This is a genomic window from Streptomyces sp. TRD_SC_5 (genome assembly GCF_056836825.1).
This window is the reverse complement of record NZ_JBWZZS010000001.1, coordinates 4,024,581-4,050,749: the sequence shown is the minus strand read 5'-3', so window position 1 is coordinate 4,050,749 and position 26,169 is coordinate 4,024,581. Positions and strand designations below refer to the sequence as shown.

Here is a 26,169-nt window from a genome sequence, read left to right as displayed (position 1 = left end):
GACCGTCCCGCCTGCGGGTGGGACGCGACAGTTGAATGGGGCGACTCGGGCCGGCTCGGCGTCCACCCCCACCGGTGGTCGGCCAGGCCACAAGCACGTTGCTGGGCTTCGTGCGTGGTGAGCCACCGAGCACGCAACCCAACCCGCCAGCCACACCACTCACACCAGTCACTTCAGGCGGTCGTCCGCGTGACCGACGCGGGCCGAAACGCTCCCATGACGACCGGAAGTGAAACAGCTGAGACGAGTGGGACTGGAGGAGCGTTGGGAACCATCAAGTGTGCGGTTCGTCGCGTTCCGACATCCCCATAGGCGGGCTCCCAAGGCTTCCGTCAGACTCACGAGGCAGATCGTCGCCGCCTGCGGGAAATTGCCGCGTCATCTAGGGACTTGGCCCGATGCCCGCACGGACTGGTCCGGTCGACGGGCGCGGAACACGTCATCGACTACACCCGGGAGGACTTCATCCAGAACGGGCGGCACTACGACGTCGTGTTCGACCTGGTGGGGAACCGTTCGTTGCCCGAGTCTTGTCGGGCCGATGGGTCTCATCCAAAAACAAGCGATGTCACGTTTCGTACGCCATCGGTTGCTCGTACTCACGGCGACGCCGAGCATGGAGAACCTGTCGGCGTTGAGGGAACTCGCCGAGTCCGGGAAGCTCGCCCGGGCCATTGACCGGACCTATTCGCTGAGCGAGGTACCGGAGGCCATTCGATACGTCGAAGTGGAGCACGCGCGCTCGAAGGTCGTCATCACCGTGTGACGGCCCCTCCCCCAATACCTGGGACTGCGTCTACGCAGGTGCTCGCGGATCGCGGGGCCGGTGTGAGCTCTGCTTCCACTGAAGCGAGAGCTGCCGGACGCTGCCCTATTCAGCCAGGTCTGGGATCTGGCGCCGCGCTTCCGACTGCCACAGCCCTTCACCACCGCGTGCGATGGACTCATCACGTTCCTCGGCTACGTCTTCCAGGTAGTCCAGGCGGGCCTGCGTCAGACTCAGCCGGCCGTTGGGCCCACCCCGCACGAAGTGTGCGTCTGCCTCGTCCTGCCCATCGTCCTCCCAGCCGCACTCTGGACAGATCTCGAAGTTGGCCCGCTCCTGCAACGTCCGCTGGAAACAGCACGGGCACGCAACCGGGCCGCTTGCGGTGTCAACCGACGAAATGTTGGGCGGTTTATCGGAAGTCATGGCCGCCATCGTTGCGCTCTCCCAAATGATCCACAAGGCAAGAGCCCAACCCGGCACATGACGCGACCGCCCCCCTTTCAATGCGCACAAAGTGGGCATGATCGGTCGCCCGATCTCGTCTTCTGCGTGGTTCGTCCCATCCGGCCGGACCATCGACAGGACTACTCGCTCCTGGGTGCCCTTCCACCCACCAAGCCCGACCACGTGCTTGTCGCTCGACCGACCACCGGCCGGGGTGGACGCCGAACCCGCCGAGTCGCCCCATTCAACTTCGCGCCCCACCCGCGCAGACATCAGTCCGCAGGTCGACCCGGACGGTCGGCCGTCCACCGGCGTGGGTGCCCGTGTGCGTCTGGTTTGGGGATGGTGAACCAACGGCCGTTCCCGCACCCGCCGAGACTGGGGCCGAGCCGCCCCCTAGACCGACCGCGCCCCACCCACCAACCCGCAAGCCACCGAGCCCACCCGCGCCCATATCCCAGTTGTCGTGCAGGGCGTTTTTTCTTGGGCCGTCCCCTGTTGAGCGTTAGCGGTGGGACGGGGCGGCGGGTCAAGGGTGGAGCGAAGCGAAATCGCCGCAGGCGACGCGACCGCAGGGAGCGCCCTTGACGCGCCGCCCCGGCCCACCGACACTCGAGCGCTCGGGACGGCCCGAAACCCCCAGACGCAACCAGTGGTTGTCTTTTTCCCCCGGCCCCCCGCCCCCCGACAGCCTCAGCAGCGTCACCTGGATGGCTTGTCCTGGCCGAAGAGCCAGGTGTCCCACAGGTTCGTCAGGTCCTTGCCGGACTCCTTCTCGACGTACGCCGTGAAGTCGTCCGTCGACGCATTGCCGTGGCGGTGGGCGGCGGTCCAACCCCGCACGATGTCGAAGAAAACGTCGTCGCCCACCGCTTCACGGACCTTGTGAATCACCATCGCGCCGCGCCCGTAGACAGGTTCGTCCGAGATCTCCGCCGCCGTGGGCGGCTTGGCGGGCGGGAACGCCCAGTTGGCCTTCACGCCGAAAGCCCGGTCGAAGCTGACGTCTGCGGGGATGTGCTCGAAGTCCTCCGCCCACAGCCATTCCGCGTACGTCGCGAACCCCTCATTGAGCCACATGTCCCGCCACGTCTCGGGCGAGACCGAATCGCCGAACCACTGGTGCGCGAGTTCGTGGACGAGCAGCGGCTGGTTGGGCGCGCCGGGAAACACCGGCTTGGTCTGGGTCTCAAGGGCGTACTTGGAGTCGTTGCCGCGCTCGACGATCGCACCTGTGGAGGAGAAGGGGTACGGGCCGAAGTTCTTGACGCCCCACTCCATGACGTCGGGGATCGTCGCCAGGACCTTGGCGCTGCTCTTCGCGACCGCCGGGTCCACCGCCGTGTAGACGGGCACGCCCGACGGTGTGCGCGAAGTCTTCGTCCCGTACACCCCGATGGCGACGGTGGCCAGGTAACTGGCCATCGGCTCGCCGCTGTGCCAAGCGAATGTCGTGCGGCCGCCCCGGGTGCGCTCGCTCTGCAACTCGCCGTTGGAGATGGCCTTCAGCCCTTTGGGGACGGTGATCGTGATGTCGTACGACGCCTTGTCGCTCGGGTGGTTGTTCCCGGGGAACCACGCCATCGAACCGCTCGGCTGGCCGAGCGCGACCGCGCCGTCCACCGTCGTAAGCCAGCCCTCCTCCGAGTCGCCGGCGTCTGTGATGGTGGCCGGGTTGCCGGAGTAACGGACGACGGTGGTGAAGGTCTCGCCCTCGGTCAGGTCGGCATCGGGGCGCAGCGTCAGTTCGTTGCCCGCGCGGCTGACGGCGGCCTCCGCTCCCTCCACGGTCGCGGACGAGACGTCCAGGCCGTGCAGGTCGAGATTGAAGGCGCTCAGGTCCTGGGTGGCGCGGGCGGTGATCTCGGCGGTACCGGTCAGCCGGCCCGGGGGGCCGGCGCTCCCGCCGCTGCCGGCTTCCGGGGTGTAGTCGAGGGTCAGGGCGTAGTGCTGGACGTCGTAGCCGCCGTTGCCGAGCCGGGGGAAGTACGGGTCGCGTACGCCCGAGGCGCCCGGTGCGCCGCTGACCCCGCCGATGCCGCCGAGGCTTGTGCACGACGTGACCGCGAGCAGGGCGGCAGCGGCGACGGCGGCGGCGGGAGCTGTGCGTCGTACGCGAGTCCATTCATCCACACAGATGATCCTATGCGCGGAATGCACCGCCCACCCGGACGCGTCAGCCCCGTACGTCCAGCACCGCTATGCCCAGCGGGCGTGCCCCGGCGGGCAGCCTGCGCGTATGGCCGCTGTCGAGGTCGACGACGGTGATGCCGTCCCAGGAGCCCTCCCGGGTGAAGCCGCCGGTGACGTACGCCGTACGGCCGTCGGGTGACGCGGCGACGTCCTCGTGCGGACCTTCGATCGGAACGACGCGTTCCGTGCCGTCCTTGGCGCGGATGGTGAGGGAGGGATCGTCGCCGTCCGCGCCGATGGGACCCGTGCCGACGACGAGCAGGGTGCCGTCGCGAGTGAGTGTGGCGCCGTGCTGGTGGGTGTCGGCCGTCATGCGCTCGACGTCTACGGCGCCGGTTCGCGGGTCGAGTACGGCGAGCCGCTCGCCCTCGAAGGGCAGCAGAAGCTTTCCGTCGGGGCGTACGACGGCGTAGTGCGGCTTGAGCCAGGAGCCGAGCCCGCCTTCTGTGCCGTACGGGGCGACCTCCATGCGGCGGGGGCCGACAAGGAAGTCCGCGTCCGCGTCCGTGCCCGCGCCCGCGCCCGTACGCACCGCCGTCACGTCGAAGGAGTCGTGGCCGGTGGCGTACACCTCTTTGCCGTCCGGCGATACGTCCACGTCGAAGGGGCGCATGCCGACCGGGACGGTGTCGGTGACTTCGCGGGTGGCCGTGTCCATGACCTCCAACACACCTTTCTGCCCCGGCACGTTGACGCCCACGTACACGTGCTTGCCGTCTGGTGCGAGGGCTATGCCCATGCCGCCGCCGCGGTACTCGCCGTGGGTCGCGGGGCCCGCACCGGTCCGGTACGGGATGCGGCCGAGGCTCTCGCGGGTGCGCGTGTCCACGACGGCGACGCCTTCGGCCGTCGCGACCCAGGCCCGCCCGTCGGCCCCGACGACCAGCCCGTACGGCGCGGTGCCGACCTCGACGGAGGCGGCGGGGCCCGGCCCGCCTGGTCCCGGTGCTCCGGACCCGGCGTCGACGAAGGTGACGGTGTCGCTGCCGAAGTCGGCGACGAGGAGAGTGAGGGTACGGGTGGCGGGCCCCGGAGGCGGGCCGGACCCCGTCGGGGGTGCTGCTGAGGCTGCGGATGGCGTCGCAGAAGCGGCAGCAGCGCCACCCCGGGGCCGTTCCGGCCCGGCCTCGGAGGCGCCGCCCCACCCGCACCCGCCGAGCAGCGGGACGACCGCGAGCCCCGCCACGGCGAGCGCGGCGGCTGCTCGGGGCTTCACTTCGTGCCCCCGTGGCGGCGACCAGTGCGGCCGGGGCGCCCGGTTCGGTCCCCCACCGCCGCCCGCAGCAGTGTCGCCATCGCGGCGAAGCCCCGGCGTTCCGCGTGGGCCAGCGGAGTAACCCCGTCGGCGTCGGGGAGGTCCGGGGTCGCGCCCGCCCCGAGGAGGAGTTCTACGATCTCCTGGTGGGCGCGGCCGCCGTCGCCCAGGATCACGGCCTCCAGCAGAGCCGTCCAGCCCAGCCGGTTGACGTGGTCGACATCGGCGCCGATGTCCGTCTCCCGCAGCAGCGCCCGTACGTACTCGACATGGCCGCGCTCGCACGCCGGGATCAGGGAGATCCCGCCGAAACGATTGCGCAGCTTCAGGTCGGGCCGGGCGGGCAGCAGCGCCCGCATCATCAGCACGCTGCCGGTCACACCCGTGACCAGCCAGGCACTGTCCTCACGCAGGTCCTGCGCATTGGGGTCCGCCCCGGCCGCGACCAGCAGCGTGGCGGCCTCCACATGGCTGCCGAGCGAGGCGAGCAGCAGCGCAGTACGCAGATCCTCGTCGCGGCTCTCGACGCGGGCGCCCTCGTCGATGGCGGCCCGGACACCGGCCGCGTCCCCGCGGGCGGCAGCGACGAGGAGCCGGTGCTCGGCATGGGTCAGGTTCATGTGGAGGTCCTTTTCATGCGTTCGGACGTGCGTGCGCTCGCACCCGCGTGCGTGAGTGCCTGAGTGCGCGAGTGCGCGAGTGCGCGAGTGCACGCCGAGTGATACGGCGTCAGGACGCTGCTTACTTGCCCAGCGCAGCCACGCCCGCCTTCGCGAACTTCTCGTCCAGGTCGCCGCTCGGAGCGCCGGCCACACCGATGCCCGCGATCGGGGCACCCTTGGCCTGCACCGGAGCGCCGCCCGCGAGGAACAGCGTGCCGGGGATGTCCTTCAGGTTCGGTGCCTGGGCGAGGCGCTTGGCCAGTTCGGAAGTGGGCGCGTTCCAGGAGACGGCGGTGTACGCCTTGCGCTCGGCGGACTCGTACGACTGCGGGCCCGCGCCGTCGCCGCGCAGCGTGACGACGGTGTTGCCGTTGCGGTCGACGACGGCGACGGTGACGCGCTGGTTCTCGTCCTCGGCGGCGTCCAGGACCGCCTGCGCGGCCTCGGTGGCGGCGTCGATGGTCAGGTGGGTGGACTGCTGGAGGTTCTTGTTCGCAGTGTCGGCCGTGACGGCGGCCGGAGCGGCGGCGGCGGGCTCGGTTGCGTTGGCGGACATCGCGCCGAAGGTGCCGGCGCTGAGGGCGGCAGCGGCGACGGCGCCGGTCAGGACACGGGTGCGCAGCGAAAGCTTCTTCATGACGGGACTCCTGTGGAAAGTTTCGGGTGGGACCGCAGTGGCACCGCAGTGGGACCTTCTTCCGCCCCACTCGGCTCTGCTATCGATCCTCGGGCCGCTTCCGGGCCCGTACGGTCGGCGTACCGGCTCCATACGTCGTGCGGGACGGCCGACCTTCCCGTCAGCCGATCGGTTGATGCGGGTCTGGTCCCACCGGGTCACCATGGGGACGTAGCCGCAGGTCAGCGAGGAGCGAACGGTGCACCAGGACCAGGACCAGGAGCATGAACAGGAGCGGGAGCACACACCGCACCCGCCCACGCCCCCGCCCCGGCCCGACGAACAGCCCCAGCAGCCCGACCCCGACGCCCGCTGGCTCGCCCCCGTGATGCACGTGGCGTTCTTCCTGCTGCTCGGTGCCTCGTTCACCCGCTTCCTGCTGCGGCACCCCGGCGAACCCCGCACCCCCTGGATCACCGCGCTGAGCATCACGCTGGCGCTGTTGTACGTACTCGGCCCGGTCCTCGGCCCCACCGCCCCCGGAGCCGCCCGGCCCGCGCCCCGCCGGCTGGTGTGGCTGGGCGGGGTCGTCGCCGTCTGGATGGTCCTCGTGGTCCTGGCGCCGAGCTTCGCCTGGTGCGCGGTGCCGCTCTTCTACACCGGGCTGCGTACGCTCCCCTCCCGCGCCGCCCTCCTCCTCGTCGGCGTGCTCACCGCGTTCGTCGTCGCCGCGCAGCTGCAGCTCGCCCACGGCGGCTTCGACCCGAACCTGGTGCTGGCTCCACCCGCGGTGGCGGCGGTCGCGACCGCCGTCTTCCTCTACATGCAGCGGCAGGCGGCCCGCCAGCGCGCGCTCATCGACGACCTGATCCGTACGCGCCGCGAACTGGCCGCGACCGAGCGGCGCGAGGGCACGCTCGCCGAGCGCCAGCGCCTCTCCATGGAGATCCACGACACCCTCGCGCAAGGCCTGTCCAGCCAGCAGATGCTGCTCCAGGCGGCGGACCGGCAGTGGGACGCGGACCCGGAGACCGCCCGCCGTCATGTCCGTACGGCCGAGTCCATCGCGGAGCGCAACCTCGCCGAGGCGCGCCGCTTCGTCCACGACCTGGCCCCCGCCGACCTGGCGGAGGGCGGCAGCCTGGAGGAGGCGCTGCGGATGCTCGCCGCCCGGGAGTCGGCGGCGTTCCGGGTGGACGGGGCGCCGGTCGCCGGTCTGCCGGACCGGGTGCAGTCGGCGCTGCTGCGGATCGCGCAGGGCGCGCTGGCGAACGTACGCGAACACGCGAACGCGCAGACGGCGGCGCTGACGCTGACCTACCTGGGCGACCAGGTGGTCCTGGACATCGCCGACGACGGGACAGGCTTTGCGCCGCAGATTCCGTCCGCCTTTCCCGGCGTACGCGGCCACGGTCTGCCCGCGATGCGCGCCCGCGTGCGCCAGCTCGGCGGCACCCTGACGATCGAGTCGGCCCCCGGCGAGGGCACCGTGCTCTCCGCCGCGATCCCCCTGGAGCCCCAGCCATGAACCCGGTGAACCCGCTGAACCCGGTGAACCCGGTGAACCCGGTGAACCAGGCCAATCCCGTACGCATCCTCCTCTGCGACGACCACGTGGTCGTACGCGCCGGACTGCTCGCCCTACTGGGCAGCGAACCCGACATCGAGGTGGTCGGGGAGGCCGGCAGCGGCGAGGAGGCGGTGGCGCTGGCCGCCAAGCTGACGCCGGACGTGGTGCTGATGGACCTCCAGCTGGGTACGGGCATCGACGGCGTCGAGGCCACCCGCCGCATCGCCCCGACCGGGGTCCACGTCCTCGTCCTCACCACGTACGACACGGACGCCGACATCACGCGGGCGATCGAGGCGGGCGCGACGGGCTACCTGCTCAAGGCCGAGCGCCCGGAGGAACTCTTCACCGCGATCCGCTCGGCCGCCCAGGGCCGCACCACGCTCTCCCCGCCGGTCGCCAGCCGCGTCATGGACCGCATGCGCGGCGCGGCCCGCCCGACCCTGACGGAACGGGAGCGGGACATCCTGGGGCAGCTGGCGCACGGCCTGGGCAACCGGGAGATCGCCCGCGCGCTGTTCATCAGCGAGGCGACCGTCAAGACCCACCTGGGCCGCATCTACGCCAAGCTGGGCGTGGACACGAGATCGGGCGCGGTGGCGGTGGCGAAGGAACAGCGCCTGCTGCCGTAGCGGCGGCCGGTTCCGGCCCTGCGGGGTCACCTGACCGGTGATCTCCGACACGCTCCCAGAACCTGAAACCGTTCACCCGAACGTGTGAGCGATAACGTTTCCGCAGGCCGGAGCCGGTCGGGGCAGGTCCATCCGGTGGACGTGACACCATCGACCACGTGCTCGACATCGGCTACTCCCTCTCCCGCCGCTTCCCGGACCCTCCGCAGACCGACTACCGGCGCGTCGGCGTCCGCGACCTGCGGCACGACCTCTTCTGCGGTGACGTCTATCTCGCCGACACCAAGGCGGACCGGGAAGTTTCCACAGCCTGGGGATGGGTTCCCGTACTCGACTTCGCATGGGCGCTGTGCGACATCGTCGAGCTGCTCGACCAGGACCCGCGCGGCAGCCGCTCCGCCAAGCCGCAGTTCGCCGAGCTGGACTTCACCGAGTCGACGGACCGGATGCTTTTCGAGCGTCGCTTCGGCTGGGTCGACATCGCGGCCGACTGGATGCCGGTCGAGGAGCCCCCGATCACCTTCAGCCACCGGCTGCTGCGCCGCGAGGCCCGCGACTTCCTGCACGATCTGATCGCGGACCTCACCGACATGCACGACGGCCTCGCCGACAACCCGGCCGTCTGGGACCTCCAGGCCCGCTTCCCCCGCTTGCCCTCCTAGTCCGTACGAACGAACGCACCGGCGAACGCACCGACGGACGTGCTGGCGGACGTGCTGGCGGACGTACGCCCCTACTCCCCGGCGTTCTCCACCCGCACCCCGATCTGCGCCGCGAACGCCGGTGCCAGCTCCAAGAGTTGGGACGGGCTGATCACCGAACCCGACAGCCGGTCCACGCCCCGCGCGATGTCCAGCTCCGCGACCGTACGCAGATCGACGTCGGCCATCGTGGCCGCGCTGAAGTCCGCCCGCCGCAGCACACAGTCGCGGAACTCCACCCGCTCCAGGCGCGCCCCGCCGAAGTCCGGCTCGACCAGCACGCACCCTTCGAAGACAACGTCCTTCAGGCGCGCCCTGCGCATATTCAGGTAGTCGATCTTCCCGCCCCGCACCAGCACCCGCTCCAGCGACGACGCGTGCAACTGGACCCCGCCGAGCCGGGCGTCGATCACCTCCACGTCGCGCAGTGACGCCTCGGCCAGGTCGGTGCCCACGCCCCGCACCCCGTCCAGCACCGAGTCGATGATGCGCGCCCGGCTCAGCCCGGTCTCGTCGAGCGCGACGCCGTACAGACCGCAGTCCATGAAGCGGGCCCCGCGCCCGTCCTGGGCCGTCAGGTCCAGCTCACGGAACTCCAGGCCGTCGTAGTCCCCCTCGGACTCCAGCTCACCGGGCCCGAACGGCGCGAGCGGCGGCAGCCGCACCTCGGGGCGCCGTACGGGGCGTACGACCTGGGACTTCTTCGTGCTCGGGGTGTTCGCGTTCCGTGCCATCCACCCATGCTGGACCACGCCACTGACAATTCCCCGGCGGTTCTTCCCGCCCCGCCGCCCGGCCCCGCCGCCCGGCCCCGATGTCACATCCGCGCCCCCGCCGTCCGTCACCACCCGTGAGAGCGACCGAACGACGGCAAGGAGACCGGAAAGATGCGGCACCACATCACTGTCATCGGCGGCGGCGTCGCCGGCCTCACCGCAGCCATCACGGCGGCCGAATCGGGCGCCGGGGTGACCCTGTACGAGGCCCACCACACCCTCGGCGGACGGGCCCGCACCGCCGAGGGACCGTACAAGACCAATGAGGGCCCCCACGCCCTCTACAACGGCGGCCCGCTCTGGGCCTGGCTCAAGCAGCGCGACCTGCTCGGCCCGATCGCAGCCGTGCCACCGCTCGAAGGTGCCCGCTTCCGCTTCCACCGGGGCGGCGCCCTGCGGCGTACCCCGCCGCTCGCGATGGTGAAGCTCGGCCTGCGCTCGACCGCGAAGGCCCCCGTGGACTCCGACTTCCTGACCTGGGCCACCGGCGAGGTGGGCGAGTCCGGGGCGCGCGCGGCGGCGAACTTCACCGCGGTCGCCCTCTTCCACCACGACCCCGGCTCCCTCTCCGCCCCCTTCGTGCAGGAGCGGCTGCGGCGCGTCGTGAAACTTCCGCCCGAGGCGCACTACCCGCGCGGCGGCTGGGCCTCGGTCGTCGACCGGATGGCCGCGAGGGCCTGGAACCTCGGCGTACGGATCGCGATGACGGAGCGCGTCACCACCCTTCCCGAGAACGGCGGCCCGGTGATCGTCGCGACCTCCCTGGAAGCAGCCCGGCGGCTCCTCGGCGACACCAACTTGACCTGGGACAGCGGGCGTACGGCGCTCTTCGATCTGACCGTCAGGACCCGCAGGGGCGACCCGTTCGTCGTCTCCGACCTGGAGGCGCCGGGCTGGATCGAACGGTTCACCGCCCAGGACCCCACGCTCGCCCCGGCCGGCGAACAGCTCCTCCAGAGCCAGTTCCCGATCGCTCCCGGCGAGTCCAGGGCGGACGGCATCGCTCGCGCCGAGCGCCTGCTCGACCTCGGTTTCCCCGGCTGGCGCGAGCGAGTCACCTGGCGGCGCGAGGCCATCGCCGCAGGCCGTACGGGCGCACTCGACCGGCCCGGCACCACCTGGCGGGACCGCCCCGCCATCAACCGGGGCGACGGCGTGTTCCTCGCGGGCGACCAGGTGGCGGCGCCGGGACTACTGGCCGAGGTGGCCTTCAACAGCGGCCTGGAGGCGGCCACTCTGGCGCTGCGGGGCGGCCCCGGCAGGATCACGGGCCGCGACGGGCTTGACCTCAACCGCGCTTGAGGCCGGAGGCTGGCCCTGCCGCACGAGGCCGGTCCGGCTCTCCGCCCCACCGGACACACCAGAGCCCCAGCCCAGCGCAGCCCAGCCTCGAGCCCGGAACCCTGAACCCTGCACCCCCGAGGAGCCCGCCATGCACGCAGTCCGCCTTCACGCCTACGGCCCCGCCGGGAACCTCACGTACGAGAAGACCGAAGATCCCACCCCCGGCCCCGGCCAGGTCCGTATCGCCGTCGCGGCGGCCGGCGTGCACCTCCTCGACACCGCCCTGCGCGAGGGCATGCCCGGCCCCTTCCCCGCCCCCGTCGAGCTCCCCACCGTCCCCGGCCGCGAGGTCGCCGGTACGGTCGAGTCGCTCGGCGAGGGCACCGACCCGTCGTGGCTCGGCAAGCGCGTCGTCGTCCACCTCGGCATGAACCCGGGCGGTTACGCCGAGCTGGCAGTCACCGACGCCGAGCGCCTCCAGGAGATCCCGGCGGGCCTCGACGAGGCCCAGGCCGTCGCCATGATCGGCACCGGCCGCACCACCATGGGCATCGTCCAGTTCACCGACGTAACCGCCGACACCGTCGCCATCGTCCCGGCGGCCGCCGGCGGCATCGGCACGCTCCTCGTCCAGTACGTGAAGAACGCCGGCGGCACCGTCATCGGCCTGGCCGGCGGCCCCGCCAAGGTCGCCCGCGTACAGGAGAACGGCGCCGACCTGGCCGTCGACTACAAGCAGCCCGACTGGCCGGAGCGAGTACGCGCGTACCTGGACGGCCGCGACCGCAGAGCCACCGTCGTCTTCGACTCGGTCGGCGGGGACACCGCCCGCGCCGCCGTCGACCTCCTCGCCAGAGGCGGAAAGCACGTCGTCTTCGGCTGGTCGTCGGACGGCCTGCACGACGGCTCCCCGCTCACCTTCACCGACGAGGAGCTCGCCGAGCGCGGCATCACCTCCGAGGGCGTACTCGGCCCGGCGATGATGGCGAAGGCCGGCGGCGACAACCCCCTACGCACTCTGGAGAACCGCGCCCTGGCGGAGGCGGCGGCCGGGCGCCTCGTCCCTGCGGTCCAGCGCTTCCCGCTCGCGGAGGCGGCGGCGGCCCACCGGGCCCTGGAGACGCGCGGCACGATGGGCAAGGTCGTCCTCGTACCGTAAAACCCCCGACGGGCGGCGGCCCGCACAGGGGTCGGGCCGCCGTCACCTCTTCCCGCAGGAAGTCCCTTACCAGTATGGAGATTTCCTCGCCGCGCCTGCCTCTCCAGCTCGAAGTGCCCGGCGTCGAGCAGGGTGCGGGTCCTCGAGCTGGACAGGCGGGCAGGGGAAAGCGCCGCAGGCAACCGCAACCGCTCCCGCACTCACACCGCACTCGCCCCCCGGCCCACCCGACTAACCCCCCAACTCCGCAAGCGCGCCATCCGTCAGCCGGTACACCGTCCACTCGTCCTGCGGCTCCGCCCCCAGCGCCCGGTAAAAGTTGATCGACGGCTCGTTCCAGTCCAGGACGGACCACTCAAGCCGCTCGTACCCCCGCTCAACACAGATCCGCGCCAAAGAAGCCAGCAGCGCCTTCCCGTGCCCACCCCCGCGCTGTGAGGGCCGCACGTACAAGTCCTCCAGGTAGATCCCGTGCACCCCGCGCCACGTGGAAAAGTTCAAGAACCACAGCGCGAAGCCGGCAACCTCCCCCTCCTCCGTCTCCGCGATATGCGCGTACGCCGCAGGCCGCTCCCCGAAGAGCGCCTCCCGCAGCTGCTCCTCACTCGCACGCGCCTCGTGCAGCGCCTTCTCGTACTCCGCGAGCTCGCGGACCATCTCGTGGACAACCGGAACATCAGCAGGTGTGGCGTTTCGAATCATCCCCGCAGCGTAAGCAACGCCCGCGCGACCGCCACCTGCTCCCCCGACAACTCCCCCTCCCCTTCCTCCTCGTCCTCCAGATCCCAAAGGCAGTTCTGAAGCACGCGCCCGAGCGTCCAAGCCCGCGCCCGCCCCCTCTCCAGCCCCAGTACCTCCGTCATCAGGTCGAAGCGCGGCAGCACTTGACCGGCCTCGAACCGGTTGACCAACGCCGGCAGCAGCTCGAACCCCGGATCACCCGCCAGCGGCTTCGGATCGATCACCACCCAAGGCTCACCGCGCCCGGACCCCGCCAGTGGCGCCAGCACGTTCTCGTAATGCAGATCCCAGTGCAGCAGCTGCCCGCCCGGCTCCCCCGCGACCTCCCGCACCGCCCCCGCGCACCGCTCCAGAAGCCGCCGTTCCGCCGGGTCCGCCAGCGTCTTCAGCGCATGCGGTACGTCGTCGAGCATCGCCCCCGCGATGTCCCCGAGGCGGCGTACGCCCTCGGGCGCGGCCACCGCGTTCAGCCGCACCAGCAGTTCCGCGAGCACCCGCACCGCCGCCATGGTGTCCGGCACCACCGACAGATGCCGGCCGGCGTCCAGCCGCTCCAGCAGCATCGCGCCGCTCACCTCGTCGTGCTCCAGCAGCCGCACGACGCCGTCCCCGTCCCACGCCCGCAGCGCCGCGGCCTCGCCCGCACTCTCCTCGTCCAGCAACTGCAGCTTCAGAGCAGCCGGCGTCCCGTCGGCCCGCTCCACCGGCAGCACGAGCGAGACGGCACCGTGCATCGAAGGGCCGGTGAGCCGAAGCCCCCAACGCTCCAGGTACGCCGCCGCCTCCCCCGGCAGCGCGGCGATCCACTCCCGCCCCGCGTCACCATTGACCTCCACCTGCGTCACGGCCAGAGCTTCCGGAATCACGATCACGCCCCGGATCCTACGACCGGGCGTTGCCGCACCCCACTCCCGCCCGCTAGCGTTCCGCGCCACCACCACTGAGCAGCAGCGCTACAAACAAAACGAACGCAGGGGCAACAGGATCATGAGCACCGTCAACGGCGGCATCTCCTACTGGTACGCGAACGAAGGCATACCCGACCCCCGCGAGCCCCTGCCCGGCGACACGACGGCCGACGTCTGCATCGTCGGCGGCGGCTACACCGGCCTCTGGACGGCGTACTACCTCAAGAAGGCCGTCCCCTTCCTCAACATCACCGTCCTGGAAGCCAAGTTCTGCGGTTACGGCGCCTCCGGTCGCAACGGCGGCTGGCTCTACAACGGCATCGCGGGCCGCGACCGCTACGCCAAGCTCCACGGCCACGACGCGGCCGTCCGCCTCCAGCAAGCAATGAACGACACGGTCACCGAGGTGATCAACACCGCCGCCGCCGAGAACATCGACGCCGACATCCACCACGGCGGCGTACTGGAAGTCGCCTACACCCCGGCCCAGCTCGCCCGCCTCAAGCACTTCCACGCCGCCGAGATCGCCTTCGGCGAGAAGGAACGCACCCTCCACGGAGCCCGCGAGACCGCCGAACGCATCCGCGTGACGGGAGCGGTCGGCTCCACCTGGTCCCCGCACGGCGCGCGCCTGCACCCGGTGAAACTCCTCAAGGGCCTGGCGGAGGCCGTAGCGTCCCTGGGCGTAACCATCCACGAATCGACCCCCGTAACGGAGATCAAGCCCAAGCACGCCGTGACCCCCTACGGCACGGTCCGCGCCCCGTACATCCTGCGCTGCACCGAGGGCTTCACGGCCGGCCTCAAGGGCCAGCGCCGCACCTGGCTCCCGATGAACTCCTCAATGATCGTCACGGACCCCATCCCCCCGTCCGTCTGGGAAACGATCGGCTGGGACGGCCGCGAGACCCTCGGCGACATGGCCCACGCCTACATGTACGCCCAGCGCACCGCGGACGACCGCATCGCGCTCGGCGGCCGCGGAGTCCCGTACCGCTACGCCTCAGGCACCGACAACGACGGCCGCACCCAGCCCGCCACCATCGAGGCACTGCGCGAGATCCTCGTCCGCTTCTTCCCCACCGCCGCCGGCATCCCCATCGCCCACGCCTGGTCGGGCGTACTCGGCGTACCCCGCGACTGGTGCTCGACGGTCGCCCTCGACCGCTCGACCGGCATCGGCTGGGCGGGCGGTTACGTAGGCAGCGGCGTAGCCACGACGAACCTCGCCGCCCGCACCCTGCGCGACCTGATCCAGCAGGACTCGGGCCAGGGCGGCCCCACCGACCTCACGACCCTCCCCTGGGTCAACCACAAGGTCCGCAAGTGGGAGCCGGAACCCTTCCGCTGGCTCGGAGTCCAGGCCATGTACGCCGCCTACCGCTCCGCGGACCGCCGCGAGGCAACCGGCCGCACAACCGAAACGGACCCCGTAGCCCGCTACGCCGACCGCATCTCGGGCCGCCACTGATCACCGGGCGCACGAGCGGCACGAGCGACTCTCTTCGCGAAACAAAACACCCCGGACTTTCAAAGTCCGGGGTGTTTTCCCTGATGGAGCCCCCTGTCGGATTCGAACCGACGACCTACGCATTACAAGACCGTGAGCGATCGTGCTACGTGGTGCCTGGTGGGCCCGCCGGATGACGTTTCACCCGGTCAGAGCACGTGCAGCTGGTTGAGCTGTGCCGTCTGACGTTACGTCGTCCAAAGGCATCCGGCCACCGGCTGGCCACCGGAGGGGCCACCGATGACGACAAGCAGGGGTGCCACGAGAGTTGTAGATCTTCTACAACTCCTTCTGCAGCCGATCCCGCTCATTTCAGTAGCCGTCTCTCAACCGACGGTGGAACGTGCTTGTCGAACAGGGTTCCTGGCCGGGTGATCTTACGGCGATACGCGCATGAAGGCAGGGGCGCTTGGTAGTTCGGGGATGCGGACCCAACCGAACCATCCCGGGAGGCCCTGTTGTCCCATGTGTGCGCGGTTGCGGCCGTTGACTTCAACTCACCCGCATTGTCGTGCGATTACCTCGCGCATATGTACAGCAACGCGGTCCTCGACCTTCGCCGCCACGGACGCATTGAGCCCGAGAGCCGCCGCGATGTCCCTGGCCCGCGTCGCCTCGCCACCCGGCCTGTCCTGCAGCACGTAATCGTGTGGTGCCACGCTGGTGTGGGGACTTCCGCTACCAGCACAGTGCTCAGCACCTACAGTCACTCTCCCAAACAAGACCGGACGCCCCCCAGCGCGGCGAATGACCACCCTGAACAACATTACGAGGCGCGCAGCAGGCCCCACGTCTGGAGGGCAAAGGGCCGTCCCTTCTCCTCCCCCTCGATCAGCGGCACTTCGAGCAGGCTGAATCTCGCCTTGGTGGCCACGGCAACGCTGGCGCCGTTTTCGGCCTCCAACTCCAGGATCACTTGTTCCGCGCCCAGTTGCTCAAAGGCATATGCCGCCATCACCTGTACGGCCCGTACAGCCAACCCCTGCCCGCGGTGCGCCGGGCCGACCGCATAGCCGATCTCCGTACCTCCGAGGGCACGCCGCAGCATCACCTCTCCGAGCGGCGCGCAGCCGTCAACGGTGATAGCGAGCAAGATGGTCGTGCCCTCCGCCCGCAGCCGCCGGTCCCGGTCCAGCCGTGCGCGAGCGGCCGCTTCATCGAAGGGTGAGACCATCGGCGTCCAATACGCGATGTCGGGATGGTTGAACAAGTCCGGCATAGCGGCCAGGTCTGCTTCTGTCCAGTCACGCAGGACGAGACCTTCGCCTGTGAGCTCAATCCGGTCGGGAAAGGGCAAATTGGTGCTGCTCATGGTATAGATCCTCCCTGGCCTGTGGGAAGCGGCAGCTTAACCGGGGCAGCCATAAGCTCACCAGATTTTCCGGTGGCGGGCACGTGCGCATGGACGGTGGCGCTGGACCAGCTCATCGAGTCGGGAGTGCAAGCCGACTGATACGCGCGAGCCTGGAAGCACCAGCCTCGGCATCGACCTGCGTATCCAGCGGCCGTACGACCACCGGCGTTTTACACGTGACACACCCACGCGCAGGCGGGCACACAATCCGGCACGGCTCTTGGGAGAGTGGGACGCAAGGGAGCCCTTAGGACGTCAAGCTGTCTCTTCTCGAGCGCAGACGTGAGACTCGCCTGCTTGGCACGCCGGTAAAGTGCGCGCAGGTAGTAGCCCGCCAGCGCTCTGCGCAGCGAGCCACTCCGGCGGGCCCGATACCTGAAGCAGCCGATGGGTTCCACCAACGGCTTCTACGACAGCTGCCGGGTCCTTCTGTGGGACGGCGAGGAGCCGGACAGGCTGCCGGGGCTGGCTCGGCCGACGGACATCAGCCGAGTGGCCTGTGCTGCTTACGCGCCCTGCTCGATGTCTCTACGCCCGAGCGGATGTGACTGGGTGTGGCTCGTCGCGGGTCGACTCGGCGAAGGTTCCAAGGCCTCCTGCGGGGTGCACGACATCTATCGCGCACCCCGCTGTCGCCATTGCTTCTGCGGGTCGGCTGCACAGCCCGCTTCAGACCGTGAAAGAACCGAATACCGCCGCTACGTCAGCGCGTCAGGTAGTCCCGGGCGCGGCGCGATGAGTGCAGCACAGTGGGCGGAGGTGTACATGGGCATCTCGGTGAGGCCCGGGGAGTAGACATGCAGACTCGCGGCTGGTTCCAGCGCGTCGTTCACCACCTCGTGCACATACCCTGGCGCGAACACCCGCTGTGTTCCCGCCGCCAACACGCGCGTGCCGCGTCCGGTCCGCTCGGTCAGCATGCCCTCCAAGACGGTCAGCAGACCGGAAGAGCGACCGTGGTCGTGCAGACCGCTGCCTTGCCCCGGCACCCAGGACAGCAGCCACGCCTCGTAGCCTGGGCCGGTGCGCAGCCGGTGATACCAGCGCGTCGTCGCGTCATATTCCACCAGGTGCTCCCACTGCGAGCGGTCGGCCGCGATGGAGCCTGCCAGGCCGGCAAACTCGGCGACGGTGACCGGATGCTCCCGCGGAGACGGCAATAGGTGGGAAACTTCAAGGATGTCGCCGGCGATCTGCAGGTCGCTGGCGCTCACGAAGCGACCTTCCGGGTCTCGGAGAGCCAGAGGACGTCGGGTTCGGAAGCTGTCGCAGCCCCCGAGAGCCTGGCCACGGCCGAAAGTACCGCGAGTACGGCAGCGGCGGGAGTACGGGCTGCGAGTGGATAGTCGTCCCAGGACATCAGGTGAGCGCAGCACCGGGGAAGCATCAGGCCGGAGGCCTCCGTCGTGTCCATCACTGCTCCTCTTGTTCGGGTCGGTTCGTCGGGTCGGCCAGACGCCCCGCGGCCGCTGACGGCCGCCGGACGGCGGCCATCAGTGTTGAGCGGACCGTGTCCAGGAGCGTGGTCCGCTCGCTGTGCAGGAAGAAGTGGTCCCCGGGCAGAACGTGATCGGCGAAGCCGCCCGTCGTCTGTTCGTGCCAGATAGCCACTTGGTCGGGCGGAACCTCCTGGTCCTCCGTTCCGGCGAAGGCCACGACGGGGCACCCGAGCGGTGGCTCGGCCTGGTGTGCGTACGTCTCGACGACCGAGAAGTCCGCGCGGATCGTCGGCAGGAGCAGTTCGAGCAGCTCCGGTTCCGCGTACACGTCTTCCGGAACGGCGCCCAGGTCACGCAGCTTGGCCACGACGACGTCGTCCGGCTGGTCATGAATCTGCGGCATCCGACGCGAGAGCTGAGGTGCAGGGGCGCCGGAGACGAAGAGTACGCGCGGCTGGTCCGCGCCGCGCCTGCGCAGCTCCCGGGCCAGTTCGAACGCCAGAAGAGCGCCCATGCTGTGTCCGAAGAGTGCGTAGGGGATGTCGAGCTCGTCCGCCAGCGCGGTGGCGAGCGCCTCGACGAGCGGCTCCGCCCGTTCGAAGGCGTTCTCGCTCCAGCGGGTCAGCCGGCCGGGCAGTTCCACGGGGCAGACTTCGACGTCGTCCGGGAAGAGGGCGGGCCACGCGGCGTAGGTCGAGGCCCCGCCTCCGGCATACGGGAGACAGAAGAGACGGATGGCCGGTGCGGCCTGGTGCCGCGCGCCCACAATCCAGCCGTGAGCACGCGTCGCGCGGGGTGCTGCGATTAGGTTCACTTTGAGGTCTCCATGACAGATTGGATCAGGCGGCGAGAAGCGCCTGAGCTTCTTCCTCGGACAGTTCTTCGATTTCGGCGAGAAGGTGGTCCTCGATGACGAGCGCGGTGTCCGCCAGCGTCTGGCTGTCGAACAGGACACGGATCGGCAGCTCGGTGTCGAGCGCCTTGCGTAGGTGGACTACCGCGCGCATAGCCATGAGCGAATCTCCGCCGAGAGTGAAGAAGTTGTCGTGGACGCCGACGCGCTCGACCTTGAGCATGCTCGCCCAGACCTCGGCGACGGCCTCCTCGATCGGCGTGCGCGGTGCCACGTGGAGCGGCGCGGCCTCCGCGGCCACCTGCTCGGGTACCACGAGCGCCCGTCGGTCGACCTTGCCGTTCGCGGTGAGCGGCAGTTCGTCGATCTCCACGTAGACGTCCGGCACCATGTACCGGGGCAGCTTCGTACCGAGGAAGTCGCGGAGGTCCCTCGGAACGTCGTGAGCGGTTTGCGGGACGACGAAGGCGACCAGCCGCTTCGCGCCGCGCGGCTCCCCCTGGACGACGGCCACCGCTGCCCGGACGTCTGGATGCTGCGTGATCGCGGCCTCGATCTCGCCGAGCTCAATGCGGTAGCCCTGCACCTTGACCTGGAAGTCCTCGCGGCCAAGGAACTCGATGTCGCCACTCGGCAGGAAGCGTCCGAGGTCTCCGGTGCGGTAGAGGCGCTGCCCGGTCTCGGGGTGGACGATGAAGCTGCCCTTGGTCTTGGCCTCCTCGTGCAGGTAGCCCTGGGCCAGCCCCACGCCGCCAATGTAGAGCTGGCCCGGCACACCGGTCGGGCGCGGCCGGAGCGCCTCGTCAAGGACATGGAACGTCTGGTTCCGCATGGGCCTGCCGTACGGGATGCTCGGCCAGTCGGCTGGCACCTCGCCGATCGGGTAGAGGATGGACCAGATCGACGCCTCCGTCGCACCGCCGAGGCTGACGACCTCGGGGCCACCGAGCATCTGCCGGATGCGGTTTGGCAGCGTGACCGGCAGCCAATCGCCGCTCAGCATCACCAACCGCAGCGCCGTGCTGGTCGCCTCCTTCACGCTCATGTGCTCGACGAGCAGTTCCATCAGTGCCGGCACGGAGTTCCAGAGGGTGACCCCGGCCGTCTCCAGCAGGTCGAGCCAAGATGCCGGGTCGCGGTGCGCGCAAGCGTTGGGGATGACGACGGCACCGCCGACCGCCAGCGGGCCGAAGACGTCGTAGACCGACAGGTCGAAGCTCAACGACGACAGAGCCAGGACGCGGTCGTCGGCCCCCACCCCGAAACGGTCGTTGATGTCCACGATCGTGTTGAGGGCGCCGCGGTGGTCGATCATCACTCCCTTCGGGAGACCAGTCGAACCCGACGTGAAGATGACGTACGCAAGGTCGCCCGGTGTGGCGGGACCCTCCAGCCGCAGACCATCGGCCGCGTGCTCCTCCAGAGGGAGTTCGTCGACACGGAACACGGTCGGGACGTCGGCGAACCGGTCCTCCCCGCCCCGTGCGACGCGGCCCTGGGTGAGGACCGCGCGGGCCTGGCCGTGTTCGAGCAGGAGCTGGATGCGCTCATCGGGCAGTTCGGGGTCGATGGGCAGGTAGGCGGCGCCTGCGGCGAGGATGCCCAGGACGGCGGCGCACTGCTCCCAGCCCTTCTCCATCACCACCGCGACCAGGTCGTTGGGCCGCACGTCGAGGCCGGTCAGGCGCCGAGCGATGCCGCCAGCCCGCGCCGCCAGTTCCCCGTAACTGAGGGTGCGGCCTGGGGTGACGACGGCGGTGCGCTCGGGTGTCCGGGCCGCAGTGGCGAAGAACGGCGCGTGCAGCAGCCCCGACGGGAGCGGTCCTTCGGTGCAGTTGTACGTCTTCCGCTCGGCCAGTTCGTTGCCCGGGACGAGCAGGGGCATGGGCCGGTTCCAGTTGTCCTCGTCCTGCGCGAGCCACTCCAGCAGTTCCAGCGTGGCCGCGTGGATCGCGGCGACGAGACCGTCCGGGAAGAGCTGCTCGACCGCGTCGATGTCGAACGCGAGCGTGCCGTCGACCTCGTAGACCTGTGCGTCGATCCAGACCTGCGGGGTCTGCGAGATGCTGTACGCCACCTCGCCGATCGGGGTGTCCTGGCCGTGGTCGAGGAAGAGGCTGGTGAATACGACCGGCATGGCCGCCGCCGCGTCGCCGCGCGCCTTCTTCATCTCCCGTATGACGCGCACACCGCTAAACACCCGGTGGTCGATGTCGATGATGAGCCGGTCCCGTACGGCGCAGGCACGTGCCTCGAACGTCGCCTCGCTCGCCGCGTCGACCTCGAGCAGGGTCACCGAAGTGAAGTCGCCGACGATGGCATCCACCTCCGGGTGCAGGGGAAGTCGGTTCGCCATAGGAAGGTTGAGCGTAAATCGGCGGTTCTTCGACCAGGTGGCCAGGGCCTCGCTGTAGGCCGTCAGAAGCAGTGCCGTAGGTGTAATGCCGCGCCGAGACGCCCGGCCCTTGACGCGTTCCCAGGTGTCTCGGGGCAACAGGCCCTCCACGCGCTTGAAACGCGGGGAGTCGACGGTGCGGGGGTCGCAGGCCAGCGGGAGTTCCGGGGCGAGCGCCAAGACGGGGATCCGCTCCCGCCAGTAGGCCTCCGCGCGGCGGTACAGCTCGGACGACTCCAGGCTGTGCTCCGCCAGTACGTAGTCACGGAAGGACAGTTCGAGCGCGGGCAGCTCGACGTCCGGCCGATTGTAGAGGTGGGCGAGTTCGCGCAGCAGGACGTTCGAGGCCCGGGCGTCGGTGACGAGACCGTCGATGCTGTAGTGCAGTCGGGTGCGGCCGCCGTCGAGGACCGAGGCGCGCAGTTCGAACAGCGGCCATCGGTCGGCCTCGAAGTTCTGGTGGGACATGGCCGCGCGGACGCTCTTGAGAGCCGCGTCCGCCTCGTTCCCGGGCAGCCCGCGCAGGTCCTCCGTCTCGATGACGTAGTCGGGGACATCCGTCAGGATCTGCTGCTCGCCGTGCGGGAGAACGACAGCGCGGAGCATGCCGTGCCGCTGGATGAGCCGGCGGAAAGCCCGTTCCATCCGGGGCAGGTCCAGGTCCTGGACGTCGAATTCCTCGTACCCGTGCATGCCGACGTTGCCGATCTCGAAGACACCGGTGCGGCCGATCCAATACGCCTGCTGGACATCGGTCAGCGGGAAGGGGACGCCCTCGTTGGCGGGATCCGGCACCACGGTCGGCAGCGCCTCCAGCAAGTCGTCCCCGGCCTCGGCGCGGGCGGCGTGCACGGCGGCGGCCAGGCCGCGGATTGTCGGCTCGCCGACGAACGTGCGCAGCGGGACCTCGACACCGCACACCGTACGGACCTGTGCGACGAACTGCGCCGCGAGCAGGGAGTGTCCGCCGAGCTCGAAGAAGTTGGTGTCCGGTGCAATGTCGGGAACTCCCAGGAGGTCCGAGAAGATCGCGGCGACCTGACGCTCGGTGTCGTCGGTGTGGTCTGCACGGGCTTCGCGGGTCGCACCCTGCGGGGCGGTGGTGTCCGGTGCGAGTTCGGCCGCCGGTTCCACGACTGCCTGGCAGCTGCCGGGGGCCGCGCCGACCACGCGGGCCGCCCACCGCTCGACGGTGACGTGGTCCGCGTGCGACCAGACGAAGCCGGTCCACGGAATCTCGGACTCGCGGCACGCCAGGGCGACATGGGTCTCGACGACGAAGGCGACCGGAGAGCGGGACGGCTCGAAGTCGGCGTCCCCCACGAGATGGACCTCGCAGGCGAGCAGGGTGCCCGCGGGTGCCTGGGCGACCGCCGTGGTGGCGCGCTCGAGTGCGTCCAGCACGCAGGCCCGCGGAGCGCTCGCGTCGAGCAGCACCAGGAGAGTGGACGGTACGGCCACGGCGGCGGACAGCGGGGTCACCGTGCCGCCCGCACGGGTCAAGGCCCGGGTGAACACGGTCGCGACCAGGTCGTCGCCTGTCGACGCGTAGTGCGCACCGGCATGCCGGCCGGCGTCGGCACCGCCGGTCGCCGTGCCCAGGGGGGCCAGCTCCGGGACGAAGCGGTGGCCACCGCGGAGGGCAACCACCGGCTCCTCGGGCCTGCCCTCGAGTTCCGCGAGCAGCGCGGTAGTCAGGCGGCGGGCAGCCGCGGCCGTTCCGGGTACGAGCACGTCGAGGAGCGTCCGGGAGCCCGGCCGTCCGGAGTGGGCCCACGCGGTCAGCGCACTCTTCCCAGGCGCGAGCGGTTCGTCGCCGGTGACATCGAGCGCGCCGGACACCACGGTGACGAACCGTGCCCCGTCGTTCCCGCGTTCCATGAGGGCGCGCTCCAGTGCCTCCAGCTGCTCCGGTGCGTGGACGGCGCCGGACTCGGCACCGGTGCCGAGCAGCGCCGCGTGGAGCACGCCCGCGATCCGCTCGTCCGGGATGAGTGTGGTCTCCAAGACCTGGGTGCAGTCGTCCTGGGTGCGGACCGCGTCGGCCGAGACCTCAATCACCCGCGCGTGGGTGCCGTGCAGGCGCTCGGCGAGGCCGTGGATGACGCCCACCCGGTCCGTGACGATCAGCCACGAGGCTGCCGTGGCATCGTGCGCGGTGGTGGGGATCGCGGAGCTCACCCGGCGGAAGCCGCGCACCGCGAGTCCGTCTGGGTTCGTGCGCGTCGTGCGGGTGCCGCGCGGCGGGTCGACCCAGTACCGCTCGCGTTCGAAGGGGTATGTCGGTAGCACGGTGCGGCGAGGCGTCTCCTCGCCGTGCAGCGCCTCCCAGACAAGGGGCACGCCGAGGCGCCACAGCTCGCCGGCAGCGGTCAGGATCTCCTGCTCGGCATCGGTGTCCGGGCCGGTCGACTGCAGCGAGGCGACCGCCCCGTGCACGGTGCTCCCCGCGCGGGCGAGGCCTGTCAGGACGTGGCCCGGCCCGACCTCGAGCAGCGTCACGTCGGGGCGGCACACCGTGCGCAGGCCCTCACCGAACCGCACCGTGGAGCGCAGTTGGCGGGCCCAGTACGCCGAGCTGGTGGCGTCCTCATCCGTGATCCACGTGCCCGTCACATTGGATACGAAGGGGATCCGCGGCGCCGTCAGCGCGACGCGTGCGACCTCCGCCTCGAACGCGTCGGCGGCACCGTCCATCATGGGCGAGTGGAAGGCGTGCGAGGTGCGCAGCCGCTTGGTGGTGACCCCGCGCTCTTCGAGGAGCGCCTCGACGGCCTCGACAGCGTCGAGGGGGCCGGAGACCACGCATTCGCGCGGCCCGTTCACGGCGGCCAGAACGGCCTCCGCGCCGAGCAGTGGCGTGACCTCGCTCTCCGGCAGCGGCACCGCCGCCATCGCACCGGCAGGCGCGCCCTGCATCAGCCGCCCGCGCACGGCGACCAGGCGCAGCGCGTCCTCGTACGGCATGACGCCGGCCAGGGATGCGGCGACGAGCTCGCCGAGGCTGTGTCCGAGCATGGCCGACGGGCGGATGCCCCAGGAGTCCCACAGCTTAGCGAGGGCGTATTCGACGACGAAGAGGGCGGGCTGTGCGTACGCGGTCCGCCGGATCTTCTCCTGGGCGGTCTCCCGCTCCGCCTCCGCGGGGTACAGCAGGTGGCGGATGTCCTCACCGAGCACCGGCAGAAGGATGCCGGCGGCGCGGTCGACCTCCGCGCGGAAGACCGGCTCGCGCTCGTACAGGGCGAGTCCCATGCCGACGCGCTGGGCGCCCTGTCCGGGGAAGGTGAGGACGACCTCGCGGTCCCGGTCGGTCTCGGGCCTGGCGGAGTGCGCCGGGGCGGGCCCGGTCAAGGCCTCGGCCGCCTCCTGGGTGCTGCTGGCCACGACGAAACGGCGGTATGGCAGGGTCCAGCGGCCGTGCTGCAGGGTGTACGCCACGTCGTCCAGGCGCTCTTGCGGGTGGGCGCGCAGATGGGCGGCGAGTTCCGCGGCAGCGGTGTCGAGCGCGGTGGGCGTGGCGGCCGACAGGGGCAGCACGTGCCGGCCTCGGCCCGGCCCGGCGGCGGGGGGCCGAGGCGCCTCCTCCAGGATCACGTGGGCGTTGGTGCCGCCGATCCCGAAGGAGCTGATCCCGGCGCGCAGCACGTCGCCGTGCCACGGGGTCAGTGCGGCGTTGACGTAGAACGGGCTTTCCTCCAGGCCGAGTCGGGGGTTCGGCTCGGTGTAGTGGAGGGACGGCGGAAGTTCCCGCGCCTTCAGCGCCAGCACGGTCTTGATCAGGCCGACCACACCGGCGGCGGTGTCGAGGTGGCCGATGTTGGTCTTCACCGAGCCGAGGGCACAGCGGTGCGCCGCGCCCGCGTCGGCGAAGGCGTTCTTGAGAGCCGTCACCTCGATGGGGTCGCCGAGCTGCGTGCCGGTGCCGTGGGCCTCCACGTACGAGAGGGTGGCCGGGTCGACCTCGGCGACGTCGAGCGCCTCCATGATGACGTCGGCCTGTCCTTCGACGCTCGGGGCGGTGAAGCCGACCTTGCGGTCGCCGTCGTTGTTGATGGCGGAGCCGCGGATCACGGCGTGGATCACGTCGCCGTCGGCGAGGGCGTCCGCGAGGCGCTTGAGGACCACGACACCGGCGCCGCTGCCCGGGACGGTGCCGGAGGCGCTCGCGTCGAAGGCCCGACACCGGCCGTCGGCGGACAGGACGCCGCCCTCCTCGTACCGGTAGCCGCGTCGGTGCGGGACGACGGTCGCCCCGCCCGCGAGCGCGATGTCGCACTCGCCGCCGATCAAGGCCTGTGCGGCGGTGTGCACGGCGACCAACGAGGTGGAACAGCCGGTCTGCACGCTGACGCTCGGGCCGCGCAGGTTCAGCTTGTAGGAGACCCGGGTCGGCACGAAGTCCTTGTCGTTGCCGATGGAGGTCTGGAAGGCGCCTATGCGCTCGACGAGGCCTTCGTGGGCCAGGAGGTTGTGCCGCAGGTAGGCGCTCTCCCCGACGCCGACATAGACGCCGGTGACGGCGTCGGTGGCGTCCGAAGGCAGGCCCGCGTGCTCCAGGGCCTCCCATGCGCACTCCAGGAAGATCCGAGCCTGCGGGTCGAGCATCTGGGCCTCGCGCGGGGAGAACCCGAAGAACCGCGCGTCGAATCGCTCCATGTCGTCGAGGACGCCGAGTGCGGGGCGGTGGTCCGGGTGCGCGAGCTCCTCGGGGGTCGCGCCGTCGGCGAGCAGTTCCTCGTGGGTGAGATTCGTGACGCTGTCCACCCCCTCGCGCAGGTTGCGCCAGAAGGCGTCCAGGGTTCGGGCGCCAGGAACCCGCAGCGCCATGCCGACGACGGCAACAGCGCCGGCGGGCAGGTCGTTTTCGTCGCTCATTGCTTCTGTCTCCAAGTGGTCCGTCATCGG

Annotated in this window: 20 protein-coding genes and 1 pseudogene; 8 read left to right on the top strand and 13 right to left on the bottom strand. The window is 70.5% G+C overall.

Annotated features, from left to right (window positions below; genetic code table 11):
* Nucleotides 1–390: 390 nt before the first annotated feature.
* A pseudogene (locus AC1P0E_RS18855) lies at nt 391–486 on the top strand (hypothetical protein); the annotation flags it as partial.
* A 79-nt stretch (nt 487–565) separates the two neighbouring features.
* On the top strand, nt 566–766 hold the full coding sequence (locus AC1P0E_RS18850; RefSeq protein WP_482743323.1) for a zinc-binding dehydrogenase: 201 nt from the start codon (nt 566–568) through the stop codon (nt 764–766).
* A gap of 105 nt (nt 767–871) precedes the next feature.
* Here AC1P0E_RS18850 and AC1P0E_RS18845 read toward each other — a convergent pair whose 3' ends face one another.
* The 5 genes from AC1P0E_RS18845 to AC1P0E_RS18825 all read right to left on the bottom strand — a co-directional run bounded on the left by AC1P0E_RS18845 (nt 872) and on the right by AC1P0E_RS18825 (nt 5,960).
* Nucleotides 872–1,192: a CPCC family cysteine-rich protein gene (locus tag AC1P0E_RS18845; protein ID WP_482743322.1), complete on the bottom strand. Its 321-nt coding sequence runs from the start codon at nt 1,190–1,192 to the stop codon at nt 872–874.
* Nucleotides 1,193–1,915: 723 nt separating this feature from the next.
* Nucleotides 1,916–3,346 (bottom strand): M1 family metallopeptidase, encoded by a 1,431-nt coding sequence (locus AC1P0E_RS18840; RefSeq protein WP_482743321.1) that lies wholly within the window; start codon nt 3,344–3,346, stop codon nt 1,916–1,918.
* Nucleotides 3,347–3,389: 43 nt separating this feature from the next.
* A complete protein-coding gene (locus AC1P0E_RS18835) occupies nt 3,390–4,622 on the bottom strand; it encodes a YncE family protein (protein ID WP_482743320.1) in 1,233 nt (410 codons plus the stop codon).
* Nucleotides 4,619–5,281, bottom strand: a complete 663-nt coding sequence (locus AC1P0E_RS18830; protein ID WP_482743319.1) for an ankyrin repeat domain-containing protein — start codon at nt 5,279–5,281, stop codon at nt 4,619–4,621. Before AC1P0E_RS18830 ends, AC1P0E_RS18835 begins: the two co-directional genes overlap by 4 nt.
* Before the next feature lie 121 nt (nt 5,282–5,402).
* Entirely contained in the window at nt 5,403–5,960 is a 558-nt protein-coding gene (locus AC1P0E_RS18825) for a GlcG/HbpS family heme-binding protein (RefSeq protein WP_482743318.1), read from the bottom strand.
* A gap of 367 nt (nt 5,961–6,327) precedes the next feature.
* Here AC1P0E_RS18825 and AC1P0E_RS18820 point away from each other — a divergent pair, with 367 nt between their 5' ends.
* From AC1P0E_RS18820 to AC1P0E_RS18810, 3 genes are all read left to right on the top strand, one after another.
* Nucleotides 6,328–7,467, top strand: coding sequence for a sensor histidine kinase (locus AC1P0E_RS18820; protein ID WP_482745804.1), 1,140 nt, complete (start codon nt 6,328–6,330; stop codon nt 7,465–7,467).
* Nucleotides 7,464–8,141 carry a response regulator gene (locus tag AC1P0E_RS18815; protein ID WP_482743317.1) on the top strand — a complete coding sequence of 226 codons (678 nt, stop codon included), beginning with the start codon at nt 7,464–7,466 and terminating at the stop codon, nt 8,139–8,141. The genes AC1P0E_RS18820 and AC1P0E_RS18815 overlap by 4 nt, the downstream gene beginning before the upstream one ends.
* Nucleotides 8,142–8,299: 158 nt before the next feature.
* On the top strand, nt 8,300–8,803 hold the full coding sequence (locus tag AC1P0E_RS18810) for a hypothetical protein (protein WP_482743316.1): 504 nt from the start codon (nt 8,300–8,302) through the stop codon (nt 8,801–8,803).
* Between the two features lie 71 nt (nt 8,804–8,874).
* On the opposite strand, the gene AC1P0E_RS18805 is transcribed toward AC1P0E_RS18810, so the two are convergent.
* Entirely contained in the window at nt 8,875–9,576 is a 702-nt protein-coding gene (locus AC1P0E_RS18805; protein WP_482743315.1) for a pentapeptide repeat-containing protein, read from the bottom strand.
* Between the two features lie 153 nt (nt 9,577–9,729).
* Between AC1P0E_RS18805 and AC1P0E_RS18800 the strand changes: the two genes are divergently transcribed.
* A complete protein-coding gene (locus tag AC1P0E_RS18800; RefSeq protein WP_482743314.1) occupies nt 9,730–10,920 on the top strand; it encodes an FAD-dependent oxidoreductase in 1,191 nt (396 codons plus the stop codon).
* 130 nt (nt 10,921–11,050) lie between these two features.
* Nucleotides 11,051–12,061 (top strand): zinc-binding dehydrogenase, encoded by a 1,011-nt coding sequence (locus AC1P0E_RS18795; protein ID WP_482743313.1) that lies wholly within the window; start codon nt 11,051–11,053, stop codon nt 12,059–12,061.
* A 231-nt stretch (nt 12,062–12,292) separates the two neighbouring features.
* Here the strand turns inward: AC1P0E_RS18795 and AC1P0E_RS18790 are convergent, their stop codons facing one another.
* Together AC1P0E_RS18790 and AC1P0E_RS18785 are read right to left on the bottom strand one after the other, a co-directional pair.
* Nucleotides 12,293–12,763, bottom strand: coding sequence for a GNAT family N-acetyltransferase (locus AC1P0E_RS18790; RefSeq protein WP_482743312.1), 471 nt, complete (start codon nt 12,761–12,763; stop codon nt 12,293–12,295).
* Complete coding sequence (locus tag AC1P0E_RS18785; RefSeq protein WP_482745803.1) at nt 12,760–13,683, bottom strand: aminoglycoside phosphotransferase family protein; 924 nt, start codon at nt 13,681–13,683, stop codon at nt 12,760–12,762. The genes AC1P0E_RS18790 and AC1P0E_RS18785 overlap by 4 nt, the downstream gene beginning before the upstream one ends.
* A gap of 106 nt (nt 13,684–13,789) precedes the next feature.
* Here AC1P0E_RS18785 and AC1P0E_RS18780 point away from each other — a divergent pair, with 106 nt between their 5' ends.
* Entirely contained in the window at nt 13,790–15,181 is a 1,392-nt protein-coding gene (locus AC1P0E_RS18780; RefSeq protein WP_482743311.1) for an NAD(P)/FAD-dependent oxidoreductase, read from the top strand.
* 805 nt (nt 15,182–15,986) lie between these two features.
* On the opposite strand, the gene AC1P0E_RS18775 is transcribed toward AC1P0E_RS18780, so the two are convergent.
* From AC1P0E_RS18775 to AC1P0E_RS18755, 5 genes are all read right to left on the bottom strand, one after another.
* Nucleotides 15,987–16,532, bottom strand: a complete 546-nt coding sequence (locus tag AC1P0E_RS18775) for a GNAT family N-acetyltransferase (protein ID WP_482743310.1) — start codon at nt 16,530–16,532, stop codon at nt 15,987–15,989.
* A gap of 740 nt (nt 16,533–17,272) precedes the next feature.
* Nucleotides 17,273–17,788 (bottom strand): cysteine dioxygenase, encoded by a 516-nt coding sequence (locus tag AC1P0E_RS18770; protein ID WP_482743309.1) that lies wholly within the window; start codon nt 17,786–17,788, stop codon nt 17,273–17,275.
* Complete coding sequence (locus AC1P0E_RS18765) at nt 17,785–17,988, bottom strand: hypothetical protein (RefSeq protein WP_482743308.1); 204 nt, start codon at nt 17,986–17,988, stop codon at nt 17,785–17,787. Before AC1P0E_RS18765 ends, AC1P0E_RS18770 begins: the two co-directional genes overlap by 4 nt.
* Nucleotides 17,988–18,827: a thioesterase II family protein gene (locus AC1P0E_RS18760; RefSeq protein ID WP_482743307.1), complete on the bottom strand. Its 840-nt coding sequence runs from the start codon at nt 18,825–18,827 to the stop codon at nt 17,988–17,990. The genes AC1P0E_RS18765 and AC1P0E_RS18760 overlap by 1 nt, the downstream gene beginning before the upstream one ends.
* A 25-nt stretch (nt 18,828–18,852) precedes the next feature.
* Complete coding sequence (locus AC1P0E_RS18755; protein WP_482743306.1) at nt 18,853–26,139, bottom strand: hybrid non-ribosomal peptide synthetase/type I polyketide synthase; 7,287 nt, start codon at nt 26,137–26,139, stop codon at nt 18,853–18,855.
* Between the last annotated feature and the right edge of the window lie 30 nt (nt 26,140–26,169).